Raw genomic sequence first — 18,966 nt, 5'->3', positions numbered from 1 at the left:
GTTCACCTACCGCCGGGGCACCTGCGCGAAGAACTCTGCGTAATCGCCGATCCGCACCTCGCCCAGCACTTCGGCAAGCTGGGCGATCGGATGGTCCGAGGAATCGACGCGGACGTCATAGCGGGGATAAGGCTGGTCCGCATAAACCTTGAGCGCCGCCGAGCGTGTGCCGCGGCGGTCGCCGCCCCGCGCCTCTCCTGCACCCAGCGCCGCCAGCAGTCGGGCCTCCAGTGCCTCGCCCTCACGCCGCTGGTAAGCCGCCAGCATGGCATCGAGCACTTCGGTGTCCGCCAGCAGATTGCCGGCAACCGCGACACCCTCGGCCAGCACCATTCCCGATTCTGCGCCCAGAGCGCAGCCGCACCAACCTTGCGTGCCCCCGTTGCGATCCACGATGATCACCTGACGCTTGGCGATATCGGCATCCGCCGCCTTCACCCTTTCCAGTGCCTCTCCAGCCGAAAGCCCCTCGGCCAGCGCCTCGAGGCCGTCAAAGCCGAGGAAGGGATTGGTCAGGCCCTGGGTGGCAATGGCGCCCAAGCCGGGACGCGCGTGCGGAACGAGGGAGCCGACGGCGGGACCGCCGGTCGCAGTGGCAACGCCGACATATCCTGTGGCGGCATCACGGGCGACAATGGAAAACGTCATGGGCGCGACTCTCTGTATGGCCTGTCCATTTATACTGATAACTTCCTTGCGCTGTCCATTTATGCTGATAAATTAATCGCAGTACCGATGCCTCGCAAGCGTTTCGGGGCACGTCTGGTCAAAGGAGGTTGTCATGAAAAACTTGCTAGCCGGGGTCGCGATCGCGGCATTGCTTGCAGCTTCGCCTGCATCTGCCCAAACGCCCCCCAACGTTCTGGTCGTGGGCCAGATTGCCGAGCCGCAATCGCTCGATCCCCACGTCGCCACAGCGGTCAACGATTTTCGGATCGCGGTAAACGTCTATGACGGACTTGTCCGTTACGCGGACGGCACGCTCGAGGTCGAGCCTTCACTTGCGACCGACTGGGAAGTGTCCGAAGACGGGCTGGTCTATACCTTCACCCTGCGCGACGACGTCACCTTCCATGACGGCACGCCGTTCAACGCCGAGGCGGTGAAGTTCAACTTCGACCGCATGCTCGACGAGAGCCACCCTTTTTACGAGACCGGCCCCTTTCCGCTCTCGTTCAATTTCGACTCGGTCGAGGAAGTGAACGTCATCGACGAGTTCACCGTCGAGTTCGTCCACTCTGAGCCCTTCGCGCCCTTCCTGTCCAACCTTGCCTACCCCACCGGTCTGATCGTCTCGCCGGCTGCTGTCGAGGAATTCGGGGAAGATTACGGCCGCAACCCGGTCGGCACCGGCCCCTACCAGTTCGTGGAATGGGCATCGAACACCCGCGTAGTGGTCGAGCGTAACGCCGACTACTGGGATGGTGCGCCTGAACTCGAGGCGGTCGTTTTCCGCCCGATCACAGATGCCAACACCCGGGTCGCCGAAATGCTCTCGGGCGGCATCGACGTTCTCGTCGAAGTGCCTGCCGACAATGTCGGCACGTTCGAGGCCGATGCCAATTTCACGGTGCATGAGCAGGCCGGACCGCACGTCTGGTACGTGATGCTCAATGCAGCCGAAGGTCCGTTCTCCGACGTGCGCGTGCGCCAGGCCGCCAACTATGCGGTCAACAAGGAAGCGCTGGTCGATGACATCCTCCAGGGCACGGCCACGGTCTCGGACAGCCCAATCCCCCCGGCCTTCAACTGGGCCTATAACGAGGATCTCGAGCCCTACCCCTATGACCCTGAAATGGCCCGCGAATTGCTGGCCGAGGCTGGGGCGGAAGGCGCCGAAGTCACGTTCTATGTGACCGAAGGTGGCTCGGGTATGCTCGACCCCATCACCATGGGCACGGCGATTCAGGCCGATCTCGAGGCTGCAGGCTTTGAGGTCAACATCGAGACCTATGAGTGGAACACCTTCCTGGGTCTCGTGAACGCCGGCCTCGAAGATCAGGCTGACATGGCTCAGATGGCATGGATGACCAACGATCCGGACACCCTGCCCTTTCTGACCCTGCGGACCGAGGCATGGCCCGATGCCGGCGGCTTCAATTCGTCCTACTATTCCAACGAGGAAGTGGATGAATTGCTGAACGCTGCCCGCACGGCAACCGATCAGGACGAACGCGCCGAACTCTACAAGGAGATGCAGGCGATCGTCTTTGAGGATGCACCGTGGATCTTTGTCGCCAACTGGCAGCAGGGTGCGGTGACATCGTCAGCGGTTGAGAACTTCGAGCTCCAGCCTTCCTTCCTGCTGCAGCTTGGCGACGTCACCAAGCGGTAAGTTTCCTCACGCAACCCTGCGATCGGCGGCTCCCGCTGCCGATCGCATCACGCACGGCCCGGCGCAGGAGAATGCGATGCTCGGCTATATCGCAAAGCGGCTCATCTCGGCAGTACCGGTGCTTTTCGGTCTGTCGGTCATCGTGTTCGCCATCATGGCGCTCATACCCGGCGATCCTGCCACGGCCATCCTTGGCGCTTACGCGACGCCGGAGAACGTGGAGCGCATCAACCGCGATCTGGGGCTGGACCGGTCCCTCCCCGAGCAATATTTCGCCTGGATCACCAATGTCCTGCAGGGTGATTTCGGGCGCTCGTTCAGGCTCAACCGTCCTGTGCTGGACGAGATTCTCGAGCGCTACAGCGCCACTCTCGTTCTCGCCGGAACCTCGCTGGTCATCTGCTCGATTCTGGGCCTTCTGGCCGGTATCGTCTCGGCAGTTCGCCAGTTCGGCTGGGCCGACCGCATCATCACCTTCTTTGTCCTGATCGGAATTTCCATGCCCGCATTCTGGCTGGGGCTGCTGCTGATCCTCGTTTTCGCCGTGCAGTGGCGCCTGCTGCCTGCCAGCGGCATGTACGCGATCTATGGTGGGGGCGATCTGCCCGATCTGTTGCGCCACATGATCCTGCCCGCCACAACGCTCGCGGTCGTAGCAACGGGGGTTATCGCGCGCCTGACCCGCGCTGCCATGCTGGAAGTGCTGCGGCAGGATTTCGTGCGCACGGCTCGCGCCAAGGGGCTCGATGAGCGCACAGTCATCTACAAGCACGCCTTCAAGGCCGCCTTTGTCAGCGTCATTCCCGTCATCGGCATCCAGGCCGGCTTCGTACTTGGTGGCGCGGTCTACATCGAGACCGTCTTCCAGTGGCCCGGTATCGGCCAGATGCTCGTCAACGCGATTTCCACGCGCGATATACTGCTCGTCCAAGGAGGCGTCCTGTTCGTCGCCGCGAGCTACGTGCTTTTCAACCTCGCAGCAGACGTGTTCCAGGCCCTTCTCGACCCGAGGCTGAAGTCATGAGTCAACTTCAAGCTGCAACCACCAGCCCGGCCACCTCTTCTCGCCTTTCCTCCTGGAGCCTGCTGCTCAACAACCGGCTTGCCACGGGTGGCCTCATCATCCTCGGGCTAATTGCGCTCCTCGCTATTCTCGCACCCATTCTGCCGCTTGACGATCCAAATGCCACCAGCCCCGCAGACCGGCTGCAACCGCCCCTGACCGAGGGGCATCTGCTGGGCACCGACCAGCTCGGCAGAGACGTTCTGTCCCGGCTGATCTGGGGCTCGCAGATTTCCATCGCGGTTGGGCTGGCGGCAACCGCCATCGCGGCGCTCTTTGGGTCGATCATCGGGCTTGTCGCAGGCTATGCCGGCGGACGGACGGACAACGTCATGATGCGCGGCATCGACATGCTCATGGCCTTCCCCTACATCCTGCTGGCCTTGGCGATCGTCGCGGTGCTTGGCCCCAGCCTCATCAATGCGCTCTACGCCATCGCCATCGTCAATATCCCGTTCTTTGCGCGCAATGTGCGCGGGGTGACGGTCGGGCTGGTCTCGCGCGAATTCGTCGACGCGGCGCGGCTGTCGGGCAAAGGTCACGCCTCCATCCTCTTCACCGAAGTGCTTCCCGGGGTATTGCCCGTCATCGTGATCACCATGTCCACAACCGTAGGCTGGATGATTCTCGAAACTGCGGGCCTGTCTTTCCTGGGCCTCGGCGCCCAGCCGCCCCAGGCAGATCTCGGCTCCATGCTGGGTGAAGGGCGCCGGGTTCTGTTCACTGCGCCGCATGTGTCGGTCATTCCCGGCCTTATGATCTTTGCCCTCGTGATGAGCATCAACCTTCTGGGCGACGGGGTCCGTGACGTTCTCGATCCTCGTCTGCGCGCAGGCGATCTGACACGACCGCGCTCGATGACCCGCCTTGAGCGCCGCAGCAAGCCCGAACCGCGGATCGAGACCGACGCAATCCTCGATGTGCAGGGGCTGGAAACCAGTTTCCAGAAAGGCCGCAAAACGGTCCCGGCGGTCAAGGACATTTCCTTTTCGCTCAAAAAGGGCGAATGCCTCGGGCTGATCGGGGAATCGGGCTCGGGCAAATCGGTCACGGCGCTTTCCCTCCTCGGCCTCGTCGCGTCACCACCAGGCATGATCACCAACGGCGCGGTCTATATCGAAGGCGAGGACGTGTTCTCCCGCACAGAAACGGGTGTCAGGGCGCTCCGGGGGTCGAAAGTCGCTTATGTCTTCCAGGATCCGCTGACCACGCTGCACCCCCTCTTTAAGGTCGGTGACCAGATCGCCGAAGCCATTCTTGCGCATCGCAGGATCAATCGCAGCGAGGCGAGATCGCGCGCGCTGGAATTGATGGAAAAGGTCGGAATCCGGGACGCAAAGGAACGGGTCGATGCCTTCCCCCACGAGATGTCAGGCGGCCAGCGCCAGCGGATCGGGATAGCCATGGCGCTCGCCAACGATCCCGACATCATCATCGCCGACGAGCCCACGACGGCACTGGACGTCACCGTGCAGGCCAGGATTCTCGATCTTCTCCAGGACCTGCGGCGCGAACGCGGCATGGCGCTGTTGCTGATCACCCATGATTTCGGTGTCGTCGCTCAGGTCTGCGACCGCGTCGCCGTGATGAAGGACGGCGATATTGTCGAGGCCGGGATCACGGGCGAGGTGCTGGCCGATCCCCAGCACGCCTACACCAGGAAGCTGATCGCGTGCGTCCCCGAGATCGGCCAGGGCAAAGCTTTCCTCGAAGGTCTCCGCCCCCTCTTTGCGGAGAAACAGCCATGAGCGAACCTGCAATCGTCGTTCGCGATCTGGTCAAGACGTTCGGGGGCAACCGCTCTCTGTTCGGCGGCACCTCCCATGCCGTGCAGGCAGTCAAAGGGGTGTCCTTTGAGCTGCAGCGCGGCGAGACCCTTGCCATCGTCGGGGAATCGGGCTCGGGCAAGTCGACCATCGCGCGCATGCTCGTGGGCCTGGAAACCCCGACCTCTGGCGTCATGGAGATCGAGGGCCAGGATGCCGCAAAGCTGCGTGCGCAGGGCTCGCAGGTGTTCGGGCGCGTGATCCAGTACGTTTTCCAGGACCCCGTCGCTTCGCTCAACCCGCGCAAGACCATCGATTCGATCCTCGACGTCCCGCTCCGGCTGCTGCGCGGCCACGATTCGGAAAAGCGTGCGGCCCGCAAACGTGAACTGCTCGACGCGGTACAGATGCCCACCGATACGCTTGAGCGCTATCCGCACGAATTTTCGGGCGGCCAGGCCCAGCGCATCGCCATCGCCAGGGCCCTTGCCGCGGAAGCGAGGATACTCGTACTCGACGAGCCGGTCTCGGCGCTGGACGTCTCGGTACAGGCTCAGGTCCTTCTGCTGCTGGACGATCTCAAGCACGAGTTCGGCCTGTCCTACCTCTTCATCAGCCATGATCTGGCCGTGGTCGAATCGGTCTCGGACCGGGTCGGCGTCATGTATCTTGGCGAGATGGTGGAGATGGAAACAGCCCAGGCCCTCTTCCGCGCGCCGGGCCATGACTATACAAGGGAGCTCATCGCGAGCGCCCCGCGCCTCAACCGTGCCGCCGAATAGGACACATTATCTTGGAAAGCGACCAGCCGCTGCGCCGGAAACGGACTGACGAAATCGTCGACGCCATCAAGCGGACCATCGTCGAGCACGGATTGCAGCCCGGCGACCGGCTACCCCAGGAGCGCGAGCTGATCGAACAGTTCGCAGCCAGCAAAGGCACAATCCGCGAAGCGCTCAAGGCGCTTGAGGTGCAGGGGCTGATCCGCACCCGCACCGGCCCGGGCGGCGGGGCCTTCATCGAGCGCATGTCGGAACAGCGCGCCATGAGCCTTCTGTCGAACTTCCTCTTTGCCAAGGAAATTTCGATTGCCGACATCTACGCCCTGCGCAAGGTGCTTGAGCCGCTGACCGCCGTCAGCGCCATGGCCAATATCGAAGAAGCCGGCTATCGGCGGCTCGCCGACATCATCGCCATCTACGACCACGAGCCGGCCGACGCTCAGGAGCGCTGGGACCAGCGCATGGCCGAACTCGACTTCCACAGCGTGGTCGCCGAATACGCGGACAACGCCCTGCTCGCTTTCACCTGCCGCTTCCTGCAGCGCCTGCTCAAGGAGCAGGCCGTATGCCGCGACATCTACCGCCAGCCCCGCCCCGTGCTCCGGCAGCGCGGCATTGCCTATCAGCGCGAGCTGATCGCCGCGATGCGCCGCGGCGATGCCGACGCAGTGCACACGATCATGTCCGATCACATGGCCTATGCCGAGCAGGCCATGCTTGATCTCCAGGCCGAGCTTCAGGGCGATTTCCTCCACGACCCCGTCGCCCGAGGTCAGGGCGAGGTCCGGCGGCGCGCCACCATCGGTTGACATCGACCGGACCAGCCGATCAACTCCGGCTACCACGCACTCGAACCGAAGGCAGCACGTATGCACGCCCGCATTTTCGATGATCGTCCGTGCACACTGGGTGAAGGGCCGCTCTGGCACCCCGAACGCGAGCAGCTCTTCTGGTTCGACATCATCGGGCGCACGCTTTGCACGCGGGTTGGTGAGCGCGAGCATAGTTGGACGTTTGACGACATGGTCTCGGCTGCCGGATGGGTAGACAAGAGCACATTGCTCGTTGCCTCGGAGACGGCCCTGTTGCGCTTCGATATCGAGACGGGCAAGACCACGGTCGTGGCGGACCTCGACGCCGACAACGCCTCCACCCGCTCCAATGACGGCCGGGCCGACCCCTTCGGGGGCTTCTGGATCGGCACGATGGGCAAAAAGGCCGAAAAGGGGGCCGGCGCGATTTATCGGTTCTACCGCGGCGAAGTGCGCAAGATCGTGCCCTCAGTCTCGATCACCAATTCCATGTGCTTTTCGATCGACGGGCGCCGGGCCTTCTTTTCAGATACCGCCGAGCAGAAAGTCTTCCAGGTCGGGCTTGATCCACACACCGGCTGGCTGGCCGGACAGCCCGAGCTGTTCATCGATTTCTCGGGCGAGAACCTCAATCCGGACGGCGCGGTGATCGATGCCGAAGGCATGATGTGGATCGCTCAGTGGGGGGCTGGCCGGATCGCTGCCTACGCCCCCGACGGCTCGATGATGCGCACGGTCAGCGTCGAGGCTCCTCACGCCTCATGCCCGGCATTCGGCGGCCCGTCCCTCACCACACTGTTCTGCACGACGGCCCGCGAAGGTCTCGACGAGAAGAACCTGCGCGATGCACCCTACAGCGGAATGACCTTTGCTGCAGAGGATGTCACCCGCGGGCAGGCAGAGCACCAGGTAGTGCTCTGAACGCTGTCGTCCGTGAGCGTTAAACGGCGAGTTCAGCGCTCTCGTGCGCCGTCTCGCCGGTATCCTCGGTCCATGTGAAGTCCAGCGTGCCCCCGCTCTGGGGCGTCATGAAGAACTTGATATAGGGGTTGGACGACACCGACCGGTGAAGGTCGGCGGAAAACACCGGCTCGCCATCCAGCGTCACGTCCATCCGCTCGATCAGACGCTTGGGCACCAGACCACCATCCATGCTCTCGCGCAGGCCGCTTTCCTGCGGGTGGTTGATCATGGTCAGCACCTCCCCTGACTCCCCCGCAGCAAGGGATTCGGGCACACGGACGCGGGTGGTGAAGAGGTTTGCCGTATCGTAGGTGTCGGCACGCGCCAGGCACCCACTGACGGTGACGCGCACGTCCCGCTCGCCCACGAGCATCGCACCGCTGGACAGCTCAACGAGCGCGATCACAGTCTGGCTTTCGTTCAACCGCACGCGCGTCTCGACTTCGGGCCGGCCGGAAAGCTCGGTGAAATTGAAGGTGGCAATCAGCGGATAGGGATTGCCCGGCGCGATGATATGGATCGCCTTAACAAACTCGCCTTGCTGCATGGGCCGGTCGACGCTGACGCCCAGAGGCACGGTCGAGCCGTCTTCTGAAACCGCCGGAAGGTCCAATACCACGCCCTCAGCAATCGGGTCGGCATCCCCGACAATCGCAAGCGCCTCGTCGACCCGGGACCACGCACCTCCGCCCTGGGCCAGGGCCCCGAGCGGGGTCAGGGCCAACGTGGCGGCGTTCGCAGTCAGCGCGATGACGGTGCGTCGGGACAGTGTAACGGCGGAAGCTGTTGGGGCTTTGGGCATGTCGTCCTCCTTTTCCCGAATATAGGTGGGCACCATCCGCCCCTCAAGGCTCGGGCGGTGCCAGCCGAAGCGGCCCACGCAGCGCCAACGCCGCGCCGCCCAGTATGCCCACCACGGCCAGAAAAGACGCAACAGCCAAGGTAGATAGGCCTGTCAGGCCCTGACCGATGGAACAGCCGAGGGCCATTGCGCCCCCCGTTCCCATCAGCGCACCGCCGCCCATGTAACGCAACATTGATCGGGCACGCGTGAAGCCTTCTAGGCGCGCGCGCCGTGTCATAAGGGCCGTTAGCAGCGACCCGACGAAGATACCGATGACCACCACGACGCCGAAGCTCAGCCGCGTGCCGGTCGAGAGCATCGCATATTGAAGGGTGTCTCCGATGGGCGCCACGAAGGTCAGCGATACGAGCGGCGCAGGATCGAAGTCGTCCGCGCCCAGCACGCCGGTGGCGTACCAGCCTGCCGGCACAAGCAGACCGATCACGATACCGCTGCCGACAGCGATGGGATCAGTCCTGAACCGCGGGTCGAGGAGACAGAACGCGGCCAGCCCCGCGGCAAGGATGCCCACCAGCAGCCAACGGCCCAGGACCGGGTCCAGCCCGGCAGTGGCAAGCAGTCCGATCGTCGAGCCGCCGCCCGGCGGCGTCACCGAGAGCCATTGGCCAAGGGCGAGCCGCACCGGTGCAAGCAGGCCCGAGAGCATGATATAGGCGGCGATACCCAGGCACACCAGCACGAGGAACGACCGCAGATTGCCATTTCCCAAAAGCACGAGCGCCCGGGCGCCGCAGCCATTGGACATGACCATGCCAAACCCGAACAGCGCGCCGCCCAGTACCGTCAGGACCAGTGAAAAGCTGGGTTGGACATAGATCGAGCTTGAGAACGCGACCAGTCCGGCTGCCTCGAGCATCTGGCTGCCGACGATCGCAACGGCCAGCGCCAGCGCGAAGGCGCGAACCTTGCGCCCGTCGCCGGTCACCCACCAGCCGCGCAGGCCGCTCATCAGGCAGAACCCGGAAATCTGTCCACATATGCCGAAGGCGAGGCCGATAACCAGCCCCGCCCACAGTACCAATTGATCGGGTGGCAACGACCGCCCTCCTCAAGATGCCGGTTGCTCCTGTTCTGATTGATCCAGAACAGGAGTTCTGATTCTTCGACGTGTCGCGTTTCCGACCCGGGAAGTGTACCCATCCCCAATTGACTTTGGGACGGGTATTTTCCTCGGAATGCTCTAGGCGCCGGTCCCCCAGGTATCGCGGGCGATCGCATCGTACCAGCCGACAGCGTATTCCGCCTCGCGCCGCCTGAAGTCGGAATCTGCATCAGCCGGGCTGACCCCGCCCGAATCGGCAACTTCTGCGATCTGTCCGTCCGCCACGTGATAGACGCCCGCAACCGAAATCCCGTAATCGGGGGCCAGAACGGAATAGCAGGTGTTGACCCAGGACGGTGCTGGCGGCTCCTGTCCGGCCAGTGAGGCAACGATGGCTGCAGCTGCAACCTTACCCTGCGAGTTGGCGCAGAACCCCGACTTGGGCATCGGAGCCGCGACTGTGGCATCGCCGACAACATAGATATCGGGAACCTGCTGGGACTCGAATGTTTCGGGAACGATCGGAACCCACCCGCCCTCATTGGTCACACCGGCCGCATCAGCGATGGCCCCGGCCTTCTGCGGCGGAACGATATTGAGGACGTCGGCTTTGTGAACCTCTCCAAATTCGGTCTCGACCTCCAGGTTCTCCGCGTCGACGCGAACAACGCGACCGTCGTTGGAAAGCGACACCCACTCGATCATGTCCCCATAGAGTTCGCGCCATCCAGCCTCGAAAAGCCCTTGCTTGGAGAACGCATCCTTGGAATCCAGCACCAAAATCTTGGAGTTGGGTTTGTTGTTGGTAAAATAGTTGGCAATCATCGACACCCGCTCATAAGGCCCCGGAGGGCACCGGAACGGGTTTTCGGGCGAGGACAGGATGAACAGGCCACCATCATCCATGCTTTCAAGTTGCGCTTTTAGGATCTGCGTTTGCTCGCCGGCTTTCCAGGCGTGCGGAGCAAGCTGCGCTGCGGACTCGTCATAGCCTTCGATCGCACCCCAGCGCATGTCTACGCCCGGAGAAAGCAACAGCTTGTCGTAGTCTAGGACCTCGCCCGAGGCCAATGTGACTGTATGCGCATCGCCATCCACGCCTTCCGCCCAATCCGTCACGAGGTTCACCCCGTAGACGTCCGTGAGTTCGTCGTAAGAATGTCCGATGGATTCGAAGTCCCGCAGCCCGCCCAGATAAAGGTTCGAGAACGGACAGGTGTAGAAGCGCCCGGATGCCTCCACCAGCGTTACATCAAGCGCCGGGTTTTGCCGCTTGAGATACTTGGCTGCCGTGGCGCCACCAAAGCCGCCGCCGACCACGACGACGCGACCGGCCGACTGGCCACGCGCGATCGAGGGCATGGAGAACATGGGTGCGGCAACCGATACGGCGCCGAGCGATTTGATGAGTGTGCGTCTCGTGACCATTCCAGCCTCCCCTTACTGCTCGATTTCCGAGAAGTACCGGGCGATCGCCTCGAGTTCTTCGTCGGTATAGCCGCTCGCGATGCGAGTCATGATGGTAGCGCCGGGGACTTCACCTGCCTTGAAGGCTTGGAGCTGCGCAATCAGGACGGCATAGGGCTGTCCGGCAATGCTCGGAATGCTGCCGGGCGACACTCCGTCTGTGCCGTGGCAGTTCGCGCAAGTTCCGGCCAGCACCGACGCGTCGGTCTCCTGCGCCTGCACGGCCCCGGCAAGCGATGCGGCAAGGATTGTCCCGGCCGCCAGGGTGCCGGCTATTGGTTTCATGATCCCCATGGGTGTGAGGTCCCCTCTCTCTCTGGGCGCGTGCGCGCTTCTCTCGACAGCCTTCACAGTGCCACAGACTGCGGCCAGTTCGCCAGTCCCCTTGGAGAACCGATATTCCGGCGGGCTCTCCGGACGGGAAACGCGGTTTCCCCGCTCGGCGGCCAAGAGCAAAATTTGGCCGCCTCAAGCCGCCAGAACGCGCGCGATGCTTTTATCCAGCAAATCGGCCAGCAGATCGAGCTCGTCGATCGTTGCGATGAAAGGCGGCGCGAGCAGAACATGATCTCCGCGTTCGCCATCCACGGTTCCACTCATTGGGTAGCACATCAGACCATTGGCCATGGCCTCGGACTTGATGCGCGCTGCCAAACGCCGCGCTGGATCGAACGGCTCCTTGGTCGCCCGGTCTGCGACAACCTCCAGCCCGATGAAGAGCCCTCTGCCCCTGACCTCCCCGATATGAGGATGGTTGCGATACCGCGCGCACAGGTTGGCCATGAGATGGCTGCCGCTGTGCCTGACCTGCGCCAGCATCTCGGGGCCCGATATCTTCTCGAGCACAGCAAGCGCTGCGGCCGTGCCGATCGGATGGCCGACATAGGTGTGCCCATGCTGGAAAAAGCCCGAGCCCGCCTCGATGGCCGCATATACCCCGGCCGAAACCAAAAGCGCGCCGATGGGCTGATAGCCGGCGCCCAGTCCCTTGGCGACCGCGATCATGTCCGGGCTTATCCCGTCCTGTTCACACGCAAACAAAGTCCCGGTCCGGCCCATGCCGCACATGACCTCGTCGAGGATGAGCAATACGCCATGTTTCTCACATACGGCTTTGATCTTGCGGAAATATCCTTCGACAGGCGGAACCGCTCCCATCGTCGCCCCCACGATCGGTTCGGCCACAAAGGCGGCAACGGTTTCGGGCCCCAGTTCCTCGATCTTTGCGTCCAGTTCCGCCGCGAGCCTGTCACCATAGGCATCGTCGGTCTCCCCTTCCGCCTTGTACCGCCAGGCATTGCATGGGGATACATGATGCATGGCCCCGACCATGAACGGCTCGAACTGCGCACGCCGCCAGCGATTACCGCCCGCCGATAGCGCACCGAGCGTATTGCCATGATAGCTCTGCCAGCGGGCGATGATTTGTCGCCGCTGGGGCTGGCCCACCTCGAGATAATACTGCCGCGCCAGCTTGAGCGCGGCCTCCATTGCTTCTGACCCACCGGACACGAAATAGGCGCGCTCGATGCCTTCAGGCGCCAACCTTACCAGCTTCTCGGCCAACGCTTCGGTGGGCTCGCTGGTGAAAAATCCGGTATGCGCGAAGGCGAGCTTTTCAGCCTGCCGGCATATGGCTGCGGTTACATCGGCGTCCGAGTGCCCGAGACACGAAACGGCTGCTCCGCCGCTGGCATCGATATAACGCCGACCCTCGCTATCGATCAGATGGATTCCGTCCCCGCCAACCGCGACGGGAAGGTCCGCCCCGGTATGACGTGGAAATACGTATCGCGATTTCATGGGGCCCTCCCAGGCCAAATGTGGCGCTAATGGGCTTCCCCGTCGTCGCGCACCACCAGCACAGAGCAGCGCGCATGCCGCATAACCCGCGCGGCGTTGGGCCCAAGGATGTAATCCTCAAGATCCGGGCGTCCGGAGGACATGACCACCAGATCGCACTGCGTCTCGCGCGTATAGTGCAGGATCACACGGTAGATCACGCCGTGATCGACGATGTGCCGGTGCCGGATATCGACCGGGATCGCCGTGCGCGTGAAGGCGTGCAATTGCTCGTTCGCCGTCTCGACCGCCCGTTTTTCATGCTCGGGCGGAAAGAAGCTGCCGACGATGGACATGCCAAAATCAGGGACCACCGTCAGGATATGAAGCTGCGCCCCAAACGCTCGTGCATACTCCACCACCGTATCGACCGCCCTGCGCTCACCGTCGAGATTCGCGAGGTCGATGGTAAGCAGGATATTCTTGTACATGGCCGCCTCCCTAGGCTTCGACTGCCGGCCTCTGCGCCTTGGGCTTGTCCGGTTCGGACGCCTTTCGGCGCCTTTGCAACACATAGACTCCGCCAAGCAGCAGCAAGGCAGGGATGTAAGCGATCTCGTCGGGCAACCGGTCGTCATTGGGCGTAAGCACCTCGGTCACCTGCATGCCGAACTCGACTCCCATGCGTTCGGCTTCGCTGCCAAATTGCACATTCATCACCTGCACGGTATCGCCCGTGGCCATGACCTCGAGGCCGGCGCTGCGCAGCCGATCCATCGGCGGGGCCTCGGGGCCCATATTGAGCATGACCGTGCGGGTCACCTCGTCGCCCATCATAGTCAGGCCAGATACCTCGAGCCGCAGGAAGGACCCGTCCGGCTTGGTCTCGATGACCTTCATGATCTCGCTGGGCGGATGCGTTTCGTAGCGTGGATCGATCATGTCGATCCAGAAATCGGGCCGGAACAGCGTGAAGGACACCAGCAGCAGTGCGGCCGATTCCCAGAGGCGGCTGCGCGTAATGAAATAGCCGTGCGAGCCCGCCGCGAACATCAGCATGCCAATGAAGCCGGTTACGACAACGCTGATCAGCGTCAACAGTCCATCGATGCCGATCAGCAGCAGCTGGGTGTTGAAGATGAAGATGAACGGCAGGATGATCGTCCTGATGTCGTAGGTAATCGAGGTCAACCCGGTCTTGATCGGGTCACCGCGCGATACGGCAGCCGCGGCGTAAGCGGCAAGCCCCACGGGCGGCGTGGCGTCTGCCATCAGTCCGAAATAGAACACGAACAGATGCACTGCGATCAACGGCACGACGAGCCCCTGCTGGGTGCCCAGTTCCACGATCACCGGAGCCATGAGCGTGGCGACGATGATGTAGTTCGCCGTGGTGGGCAGGCCGAGGCCGAGAACGATGCAGAACACTGCGGTGAGGCAGAGCATGAGCAGCAGGTTGCCACCCGAGATATACTGTACGAGCTCCACCAGAACGGCCCCTATACCGGTCTGCGCCACTGTACCCACGATGATGCCTGCCGATGCCGTGGCAACACCGATTCCCACCATGTTGCGCGCGCCGGCGGCCAAGCCCTCGACGAGATCCGCACAGCCTTGCCTTACTGACGCGATCAACTCTCCACGCTTTCGCATCAGCGCGAGGATCGGGCGCTGGGTAACGAGGATGAACATCATCACTGCCACGGCATAGAAGGCCGACAGGCCCGGCGACAGCCGCTCCACGATCAAGGCCCAGAGCAGGACGACTATGGGCAGGAGGAAATAGAGCCCGCTGCGCACCGTGGGACCTGTATCGGGCAATTCGAGAACAGGATCGTTCGGGTCATCGATCTGTAGTTCGTCCTCGCGAGCCGACATCCAGAGCAGCCCCAGATAAGTCGCCAGGATCAGACCGAGAACCACCACGCTGGCCGCAGGGCCGAACACGTTCCGCGTCCAGCCGATGCCGTAATAGACAATGGCGGCGAGGATCACGATGCTCGCGATCGTGATGCCGAAATTGAAGAGGCTCCAGAACCAGGGAGTCACCTTGCGCTTGGGCAGCCCTTCGAGGCCCAGCTTGAGGGACTCCAGGTGCACCAGGTAGATGAGCCCGGCATATGCGAGCAGCGCCGGCAGCAGGGCGTGCTGGATCACCTCGACGTAGGAAATGCCCACATACTCGACCATCAGGAACGCCGCCGCCCCCATCACCGGAGGCGTGATCTGGCCATTGGTCGACCCTGCGACTTCGACCGCACCGGCCTTTTCGGCACTGAACCCGACACGCTTCATCAGCGGGATGGTGAACGTGCCGGTGGTTACGACATTGGCGATCGAGGAACCCGATATGATTCCGGTCATCGCCGACGCCACGACCGAGGCCTTTGCAGGCCCGCCCCGCATGTGCCCCAGCAGCGCGAATGCGACCTTGATGAAATAATTGCCGGCCCCTGCCTTGTCGAGCAAGGCCCCGAAGAGCACAAACAGAAACACAAAGCTCGTCGATACGCCGAGCGCGATCCCGAACACGCCTTCTGCGGTCAGCCATTGCTGACTCATGGCGCGCTGGAAGGACGCGCCCCGATGGGCGATAAGGTCGGGCATGTACGGCCCGGCGAAGGTATAGACCAGGAAGATCGCGGCGATGAACAGCAACGCGGGGCCAAGCGCGCGTCGCGTGGCCTCCAGCAGCAGCACGACCCCAGCACCGGCCACGATCAGGTCGAACAGTTCAGGCGAGCCCGGACGCTGCGCCAGTTCCGCATAAAAGATATAGAGGTAGGCGGACGAGAATGCCGCGGCCGCCGCCAGCACCCAATCGATGCTGGGCACGCGATCGAGCGGCGTCGGGCGCCATGCCGAGTATCCCGCCATGAGCGCAAGCACCGTCATCACGGTGAACACCAGCCATTGCGGGTCCCCTGCACCCGCGAGGGTCAACGCATAATAGGCAAAGCCGAGTGCGGCGATCACATAGAGTACGGCAAAAACCGGGAAACTCGCGGTGCGCTGGACAGCGCCGGGATAGGCCGTCAGCGCGAGGAACATCGCGAAGGCGAGATGAATCGAACGCGCCTGAGTGCTGTTGAAGACGATACTGGCACTGTTGTCCCCGAGGACAACTCCAAGCAGGCCGCGCAGGATCGGGTCGATCGTCGGCGCGAGCATGAAGGGCAGTGGCGAGGCGATCCAGAGCTGGAACAACGACCACGCGATCGCTACGCCGAACAGCAGGCTTGCCGGAAATCCTTTCGGGTTGCGCGCGCCGGTATCGGCTGCGGCCACCATATCCTGGAGATCCCGGCTGTCGGGAGCATCAGTTTGCGCCTTTGTGCCTATCGTTTCGGACATCTTCGCCCCTCTCGCAATCTACCCTCTGGCGGCAGGGCGCAATCTCGCCCTGCCCATGTGCGAAAGCAGCCAAAGCGACTGCCCGAAACGAAAGTGGGCCCGAACGTCGCCGAGCCCACCGCCAATTGCCGTCTAGAGCAGACCTGCTTCTTCGAAGTAGCGCTCAGCGCCTTCGTGGAGCGGAGCAGACAGGCCCGAAGACACCATGGTCTCGGCTTCGAGCACTGCGAACGCCGGGTGCAGACCCTTGAATTGGTCGAAGTTCTCGAAGACCGCTTTGACGACCTCGTAAACCATGTCTGCCGATGTGTCGGTCGAGGATACGACCGTTGCCCCGACACCGAAGGTCGAGACGTCTTCCTCGTTGTTGTACATGCCGGCCGGAATAGTGGCGTGGAAGTAATAAGGGTTGGCTTCCACCAGATCGTCGATGATGTCACCGGTCACGTTGACCAGAACGGCATCGCAGGTCGCGACCGGCTCGGAGATCGAACCGGAGGGATGGCCGACGGTGAAGACGAAGGCGTCGAACTGGTTGTCGCAAAGGCCCTGAGCCTGTTCACGCGAGGGCAACTCTGCGGCAAGGGCAAAGTCGTCCATGGTCCAGCCATACTCTTCCATGAGCAGTTCCATGGTGTTGCGCTGGCCCGACCCGGGGTTGCCGATGTTCACGCGCTTGCCCACAAGGTCCTCGAAGGACTCGATGCCCGCGTCAGCCCGTGCCACGACGGTGAACGGCTCGGGGTGCAGAGAAAACAACGCGCGCAGATCTTCGTATTCCCCGGCGTCGGCAAACTGATCGATGCCGTTGAGCGCGTTGTACTGAACGTCGGACTGAACCACACCGATGTTGAGCTCTCCCTCACGGATCGAGTTGAGGTTGAAGACCGATCCGCCGGTCGATTCGGCCGAGCAGCGGATGCCGTGTTCGGCACGGCCCTGGTTCACATTCAGACAGATCGCGCCGCCTGCGGGGTAGTAGACGCCAGTAACGCCGCCCGTGCCAATCGTCACGAACTGTTGCTGTGCCATCGACGGAGCAGCCGAAAAGGCCAGCATGACGCCAGCAGCAGCCACAGTCGCAGTCTTGATGCCGATACGTTTTTCCAGAGTATTCACGTTCGTCTCCCTTGTGAAAGTTTGAGCATTTCTCGTCTCTCTAGAGGACAACATACTTCCAGCGCAAAGCTGTTCCGATCAAGTCCTAATTCCAGGAAACCCGTCTTTGTTTGCTGCGGTATAGCGCAAATCCGTTCTTGGATCGCGATGACCCGACGGCTTCGCCCTACCCCAGCCACGGTGGTGGACGGCCTGTGCCTTTACACCTATCTTGCCGGCGCGAAACAGGATTGGGGTCACAGGATGTCCACGCTCGCGCCATCGCCAAACACTGCAGGATCGCCCCGTCCCGTGACTGGCCCCCGGGCGCTTCCGGTGCTCGGCCATCTCCTGGACATGAACCGGGACATGCTCGGCTTTCTTGAGCGCAGCGCGCGTGAACATGGCGATGTCACCCGGCTCAAGCTGGGGGTCTTCCCCGCGGTGCTGGTCAACGAAGCCGATCTGATCGAGCAAGTGCTGGTCAAGCAACATGAACGCTTCACCAAGAACAGGGTGTTCTGGCGTCAGCTTGAAGCGCTGCTGGGCAATGGCCTGTTCACTGCCGAAGACGCCGAATGGCAGCGCCAGCGGAAGCTGTCCGCCCCGGCATTTGCCACCCGTCCGCTGCAGGACTACGCGCCTCACATGGTCGAACTCACCGAGAAGGTGATCGGTCGCTGGCAAGACGGTCAGGAAATCGACATGCACCGCGAAATGATGGCCCTGGGCCTGATGATCGCGGCGCGCACGCTGCTCAACGCCGATGTCAGCGAGTATCTCGAGGAAATGGAGCAGGCCGCATACTGGGTGATCGATGAAGTGGCGGCCAGGTTCTCGCGCCCCGTGGTCATTCCCGATGCGGTGCCCCTGCCCGGACATATCCGCTATCGGCGTGGCATCGCATACATGGAAAAGATGATCTACCGGATCATCGCGGAACAGCGTTCGGGAAGGGGCGAGCCTGCAGGATTCCTGTCGCTCCTGATGTCGGCACGCGACGAGAACGGCAACCCCATGTCGGACCGGCAGTTGCGCGACGAGATCTGCAATATGCTTCTCGCTGGCTACGAGACCTCTGCCCTCTCAATGGCGTGGGGTTTCCACCTTTTGGGACAACACCGTGATATCCAGGATCGAATTGCACAGGAAGCCCACGAGGTCGCCGGTGACCGTGCCCTCACCTATGAGGACATCGCGAAGCTCTCGCTCACCGAGTGGTCGGTGATCGAAATCCTGCGACTGCTCCCTCCCGGCTGGGCGATCGGGCGCGAGGCGCGGGAGGACGTGACACTCGGGGATTATGCAGTGGCCAAGGGCACCACGGTGATCCTCAGCCCGTGGGTCACTCAGCGCGATCCTCGCTATTTCGAGGACCCTCTGATGTTCCGACCCGAGCGCTGGGTGGGCGACTTTCGCCGGACCTTGCCCAGGTTTGCCTATTTTCCGTTCGGCGGTGGCCCACGCATCTGCATCGGCAACCGCTTTGCGATGATGGAGGCCATGCTGATGCTGGCCACGATCGCGCGCCGTTTCGATATCGAGCGCCTGACGGACAAGCCGGTTGGGTACCTTCCCTCCATCACCCTGCGCCCTGAGGGTGGAATCTGGGTTCGCCTGCACAAGCGGGGATAGGA

General features: G+C 62.7%; 16 protein-coding genes. 7 read left to right on the top strand and 9 right to left on the bottom strand.

The genetic code is table 11. The features are described from left to right. Positions 1 to 6: 6 nt before the first annotated feature. Positions 7 to 648, bottom strand: coding sequence for a DUF1028 domain-containing protein (locus tag EO136_RS01375; RefSeq protein ID WP_127142684.1), 642 nt, complete (start codon positions 646 to 648; stop codon positions 7 to 9). A 133-nt stretch (positions 649 to 781) separates the two neighbouring features. Here EO136_RS01375 and EO136_RS01370 point away from each other — a divergent pair, with 133 nt between their 5' ends. From EO136_RS01370 to EO136_RS01345, 6 genes are all read left to right on the top strand, one after another. Then, positions 782 to 2,335 (top strand): ABC transporter substrate-binding protein, encoded by a 1,554-nt coding sequence (locus EO136_RS01370; protein ID WP_127142683.1) that lies wholly within the window; start codon positions 782 to 784, stop codon positions 2,333 to 2,335. 76 nt (positions 2,336 to 2,411) lie between these two features. After that, positions 2,412 to 3,359, top strand: a complete 948-nt coding sequence (locus EO136_RS01365) for an ABC transporter permease (protein WP_127142682.1) — start codon at positions 2,412 to 2,414, stop codon at positions 3,357 to 3,359. Then, positions 3,356 to 5,146 carry a dipeptide/oligopeptide/nickel ABC transporter permease/ATP-binding protein gene (locus tag EO136_RS01360; protein WP_127142681.1) on the top strand — a complete coding sequence of 597 codons (1,791 nt, stop codon included), beginning with the start codon at positions 3,356 to 3,358 and terminating at the stop codon, positions 5,144 to 5,146. Before EO136_RS01365 ends, EO136_RS01360 begins: the two co-directional genes overlap by 4 nt. Beyond that, positions 5,143 to 5,946 carry an ATP-binding cassette domain-containing protein gene (locus EO136_RS01355; RefSeq protein ID WP_127142680.1) on the top strand — a complete coding sequence of 268 codons (804 nt, stop codon included), beginning with the start codon at positions 5,143 to 5,145 and terminating at the stop codon, positions 5,944 to 5,946. The genes EO136_RS01360 and EO136_RS01355 overlap by 4 nt, the downstream gene beginning before the upstream one ends. A gap of 11 nt (positions 5,947 to 5,957) precedes the next feature. Then, positions 5,958 to 6,755 (top strand): FadR/GntR family transcriptional regulator, encoded by a 798-nt coding sequence (locus EO136_RS01350; protein ID WP_246018232.1) that lies wholly within the window; start codon positions 5,958 to 5,960, stop codon positions 6,753 to 6,755. A gap of 60 nt (positions 6,756 to 6,815) precedes the next feature. After that, positions 6,816 to 7,679 carry an SMP-30/gluconolactonase/LRE family protein gene (locus EO136_RS01345; protein ID WP_127142678.1) on the top strand — a complete coding sequence of 288 codons (864 nt, stop codon included), beginning with the start codon at positions 6,816 to 6,818 and terminating at the stop codon, positions 7,677 to 7,679. Between the two features lie 19 nt (positions 7,680 to 7,698). On the opposite strand, the gene EO136_RS01340 is transcribed toward EO136_RS01345, so the two are convergent. From EO136_RS01340 to EO136_RS01305, 8 genes are all read right to left on the bottom strand, one after another. Continuing rightward, a complete protein-coding gene (locus tag EO136_RS01340; RefSeq protein ID WP_164730385.1) occupies positions 7,699 to 8,523 on the bottom strand; it encodes a thiosulfate oxidation carrier protein SoxY in 825 nt (274 codons plus the stop codon). Positions 8,524 to 8,566: 43 nt separating this feature from the next. Next, positions 8,567 to 9,622, bottom strand: a complete 1,056-nt coding sequence (locus EO136_RS01335) for a YeeE/YedE family protein (RefSeq protein WP_164730384.1) — start codon at positions 9,620 to 9,622, stop codon at positions 8,567 to 8,569. Positions 9,623 to 9,766: 144 nt separating this feature from the next. Beyond that, the gene (locus EO136_RS01330) at positions 9,767 to 11,056 is read right to left on the bottom strand and encodes an NAD(P)/FAD-dependent oxidoreductase (RefSeq protein WP_127142676.1); all 1,290 of its coding nucleotides are present in this window, start codon (positions 11,054 to 11,056) and stop codon (positions 9,767 to 9,769) included. A 12-nt stretch (positions 11,057 to 11,068) separates the two neighbouring features. After that, a complete protein-coding gene (locus EO136_RS01325) occupies positions 11,069 to 11,389 on the bottom strand; it encodes a c-type cytochrome (protein WP_127142675.1) in 321 nt (106 codons plus the stop codon). A 174-nt stretch (positions 11,390 to 11,563) separates the two neighbouring features. Next, a complete protein-coding gene (locus EO136_RS01320) occupies positions 11,564 to 12,898 on the bottom strand; it encodes an aspartate aminotransferase family protein (RefSeq protein ID WP_127142674.1) in 1,335 nt (444 codons plus the stop codon). 26 nt (positions 12,899 to 12,924) lie between these two features. After that, complete coding sequence (locus EO136_RS01315) at positions 12,925 to 13,368, bottom strand: universal stress protein (RefSeq protein ID WP_127142673.1); 444 nt, start codon at positions 13,366 to 13,368, stop codon at positions 12,925 to 12,927. 10 nt (positions 13,369 to 13,378) lie between these two features. Then, positions 13,379 to 16,231, bottom strand: a complete 2,853-nt coding sequence (locus EO136_RS01310) for a TRAP transporter permease (protein ID WP_127142672.1) — start codon at positions 16,229 to 16,231, stop codon at positions 13,379 to 13,381. 132 nt (positions 16,232 to 16,363) lie between these two features. Then, positions 16,364 to 17,350 carry a TAXI family TRAP transporter solute-binding subunit gene (locus EO136_RS01305; protein WP_425466578.1) on the bottom strand — a complete coding sequence of 329 codons (987 nt, stop codon included), beginning with the start codon at positions 17,348 to 17,350 and terminating at the stop codon, positions 16,364 to 16,366. Between the two features lie 291 nt (positions 17,351 to 17,641). Here EO136_RS01305 and EO136_RS01300 point away from each other — a divergent pair, with 291 nt between their 5' ends. Beyond that, entirely contained in the window at positions 17,642 to 18,964 is a 1,323-nt protein-coding gene (locus EO136_RS01300; protein WP_164730383.1) for a cytochrome P450, read from the top strand. The last annotated feature ends 2 nt before the right edge of the window (positions 18,965 to 18,966 follow it).

The sequence above is a fragment of the Pelagibacterium montanilacus genome (assembly GCF_003992665.1).
Classification (GTDB): domain Bacteria; phylum Pseudomonadota; class Alphaproteobacteria; order Rhizobiales; family Devosiaceae; genus Pelagibacterium; species Pelagibacterium montanilacus.
Note: the sequence above shows the minus strand (reverse complement) of the source record. Positions and strands in the feature narration are given on the sequence as shown.

What these genes read in the sequence shown, in the direction of transcription:
- EO136_RS01375 (WP_127142684.1), bottom strand. Translation starts at nt 648, where the DNA reads ATGACGTTTTCCATTGTCGCCCGTGATGCCGCCACAGGATATGTCGGC.
- EO136_RS01370 (WP_127142683.1), top strand. Translation starts at nt 782, where the DNA reads ATGAAAAACTTGCTAGCCGGGGTCGCGATCGCGGCATTGCTTGCAGCT.
- EO136_RS01365 (WP_127142682.1), top strand. Translation starts at nt 2,412, where the DNA reads ATGCTCGGCTATATCGCAAAGCGGCTCATCTCGGCAGTACCGGTGCTT.
- EO136_RS01360 (WP_127142681.1), top strand. Translation starts at nt 3,356, where the DNA reads ATGAGTCAACTTCAAGCTGCAACCACCAGCCCGGCCACCTCTTCTCGC.
- EO136_RS01355 (WP_127142680.1), top strand. Translation starts at nt 5,143, where the DNA reads ATGAGCGAACCTGCAATCGTCGTTCGCGATCTGGTCAAGACGTTCGGG.
- EO136_RS01345 (WP_127142678.1), top strand. Translation starts at nt 6,816, where the DNA reads ATGCACGCCCGCATTTTCGATGATCGTCCGTGCACACTGGGTGAAGGG.
- EO136_RS01340 (WP_164730385.1), bottom strand. Translation starts at nt 8,523, where the DNA reads ATGCCCAAAGCCCCAACAGCTTCCGCCGTTACACTGTCCCGACGCACC.
- EO136_RS01330 (WP_127142676.1), bottom strand. Translation starts at nt 11,056, where the DNA reads ATGGTCACGAGACGCACACTCATCAAATCGCTCGGCGCCGTATCGGTT.
- EO136_RS01325 (WP_127142675.1), bottom strand. Translation starts at nt 11,389, where the DNA reads ATGGGGATCATGAAACCAATAGCCGGCACCCTGGCGGCCGGGACAATC.
- EO136_RS01320 (WP_127142674.1), bottom strand. Translation starts at nt 12,898, where the DNA reads ATGAAATCGCGATACGTATTTCCACGTCATACCGGGGCGGACCTTCCC.
- EO136_RS01315 (WP_127142673.1), bottom strand. Translation starts at nt 13,368, where the DNA reads ATGTACAAGAATATCCTGCTTACCATCGACCTCGCGAATCTCGACGGT.
- EO136_RS01310 (WP_127142672.1), bottom strand. Translation starts at nt 16,231, where the DNA reads ATGTCCGAAACGATAGGCACAAAGGCGCAAACTGATGCTCCCGACAGC.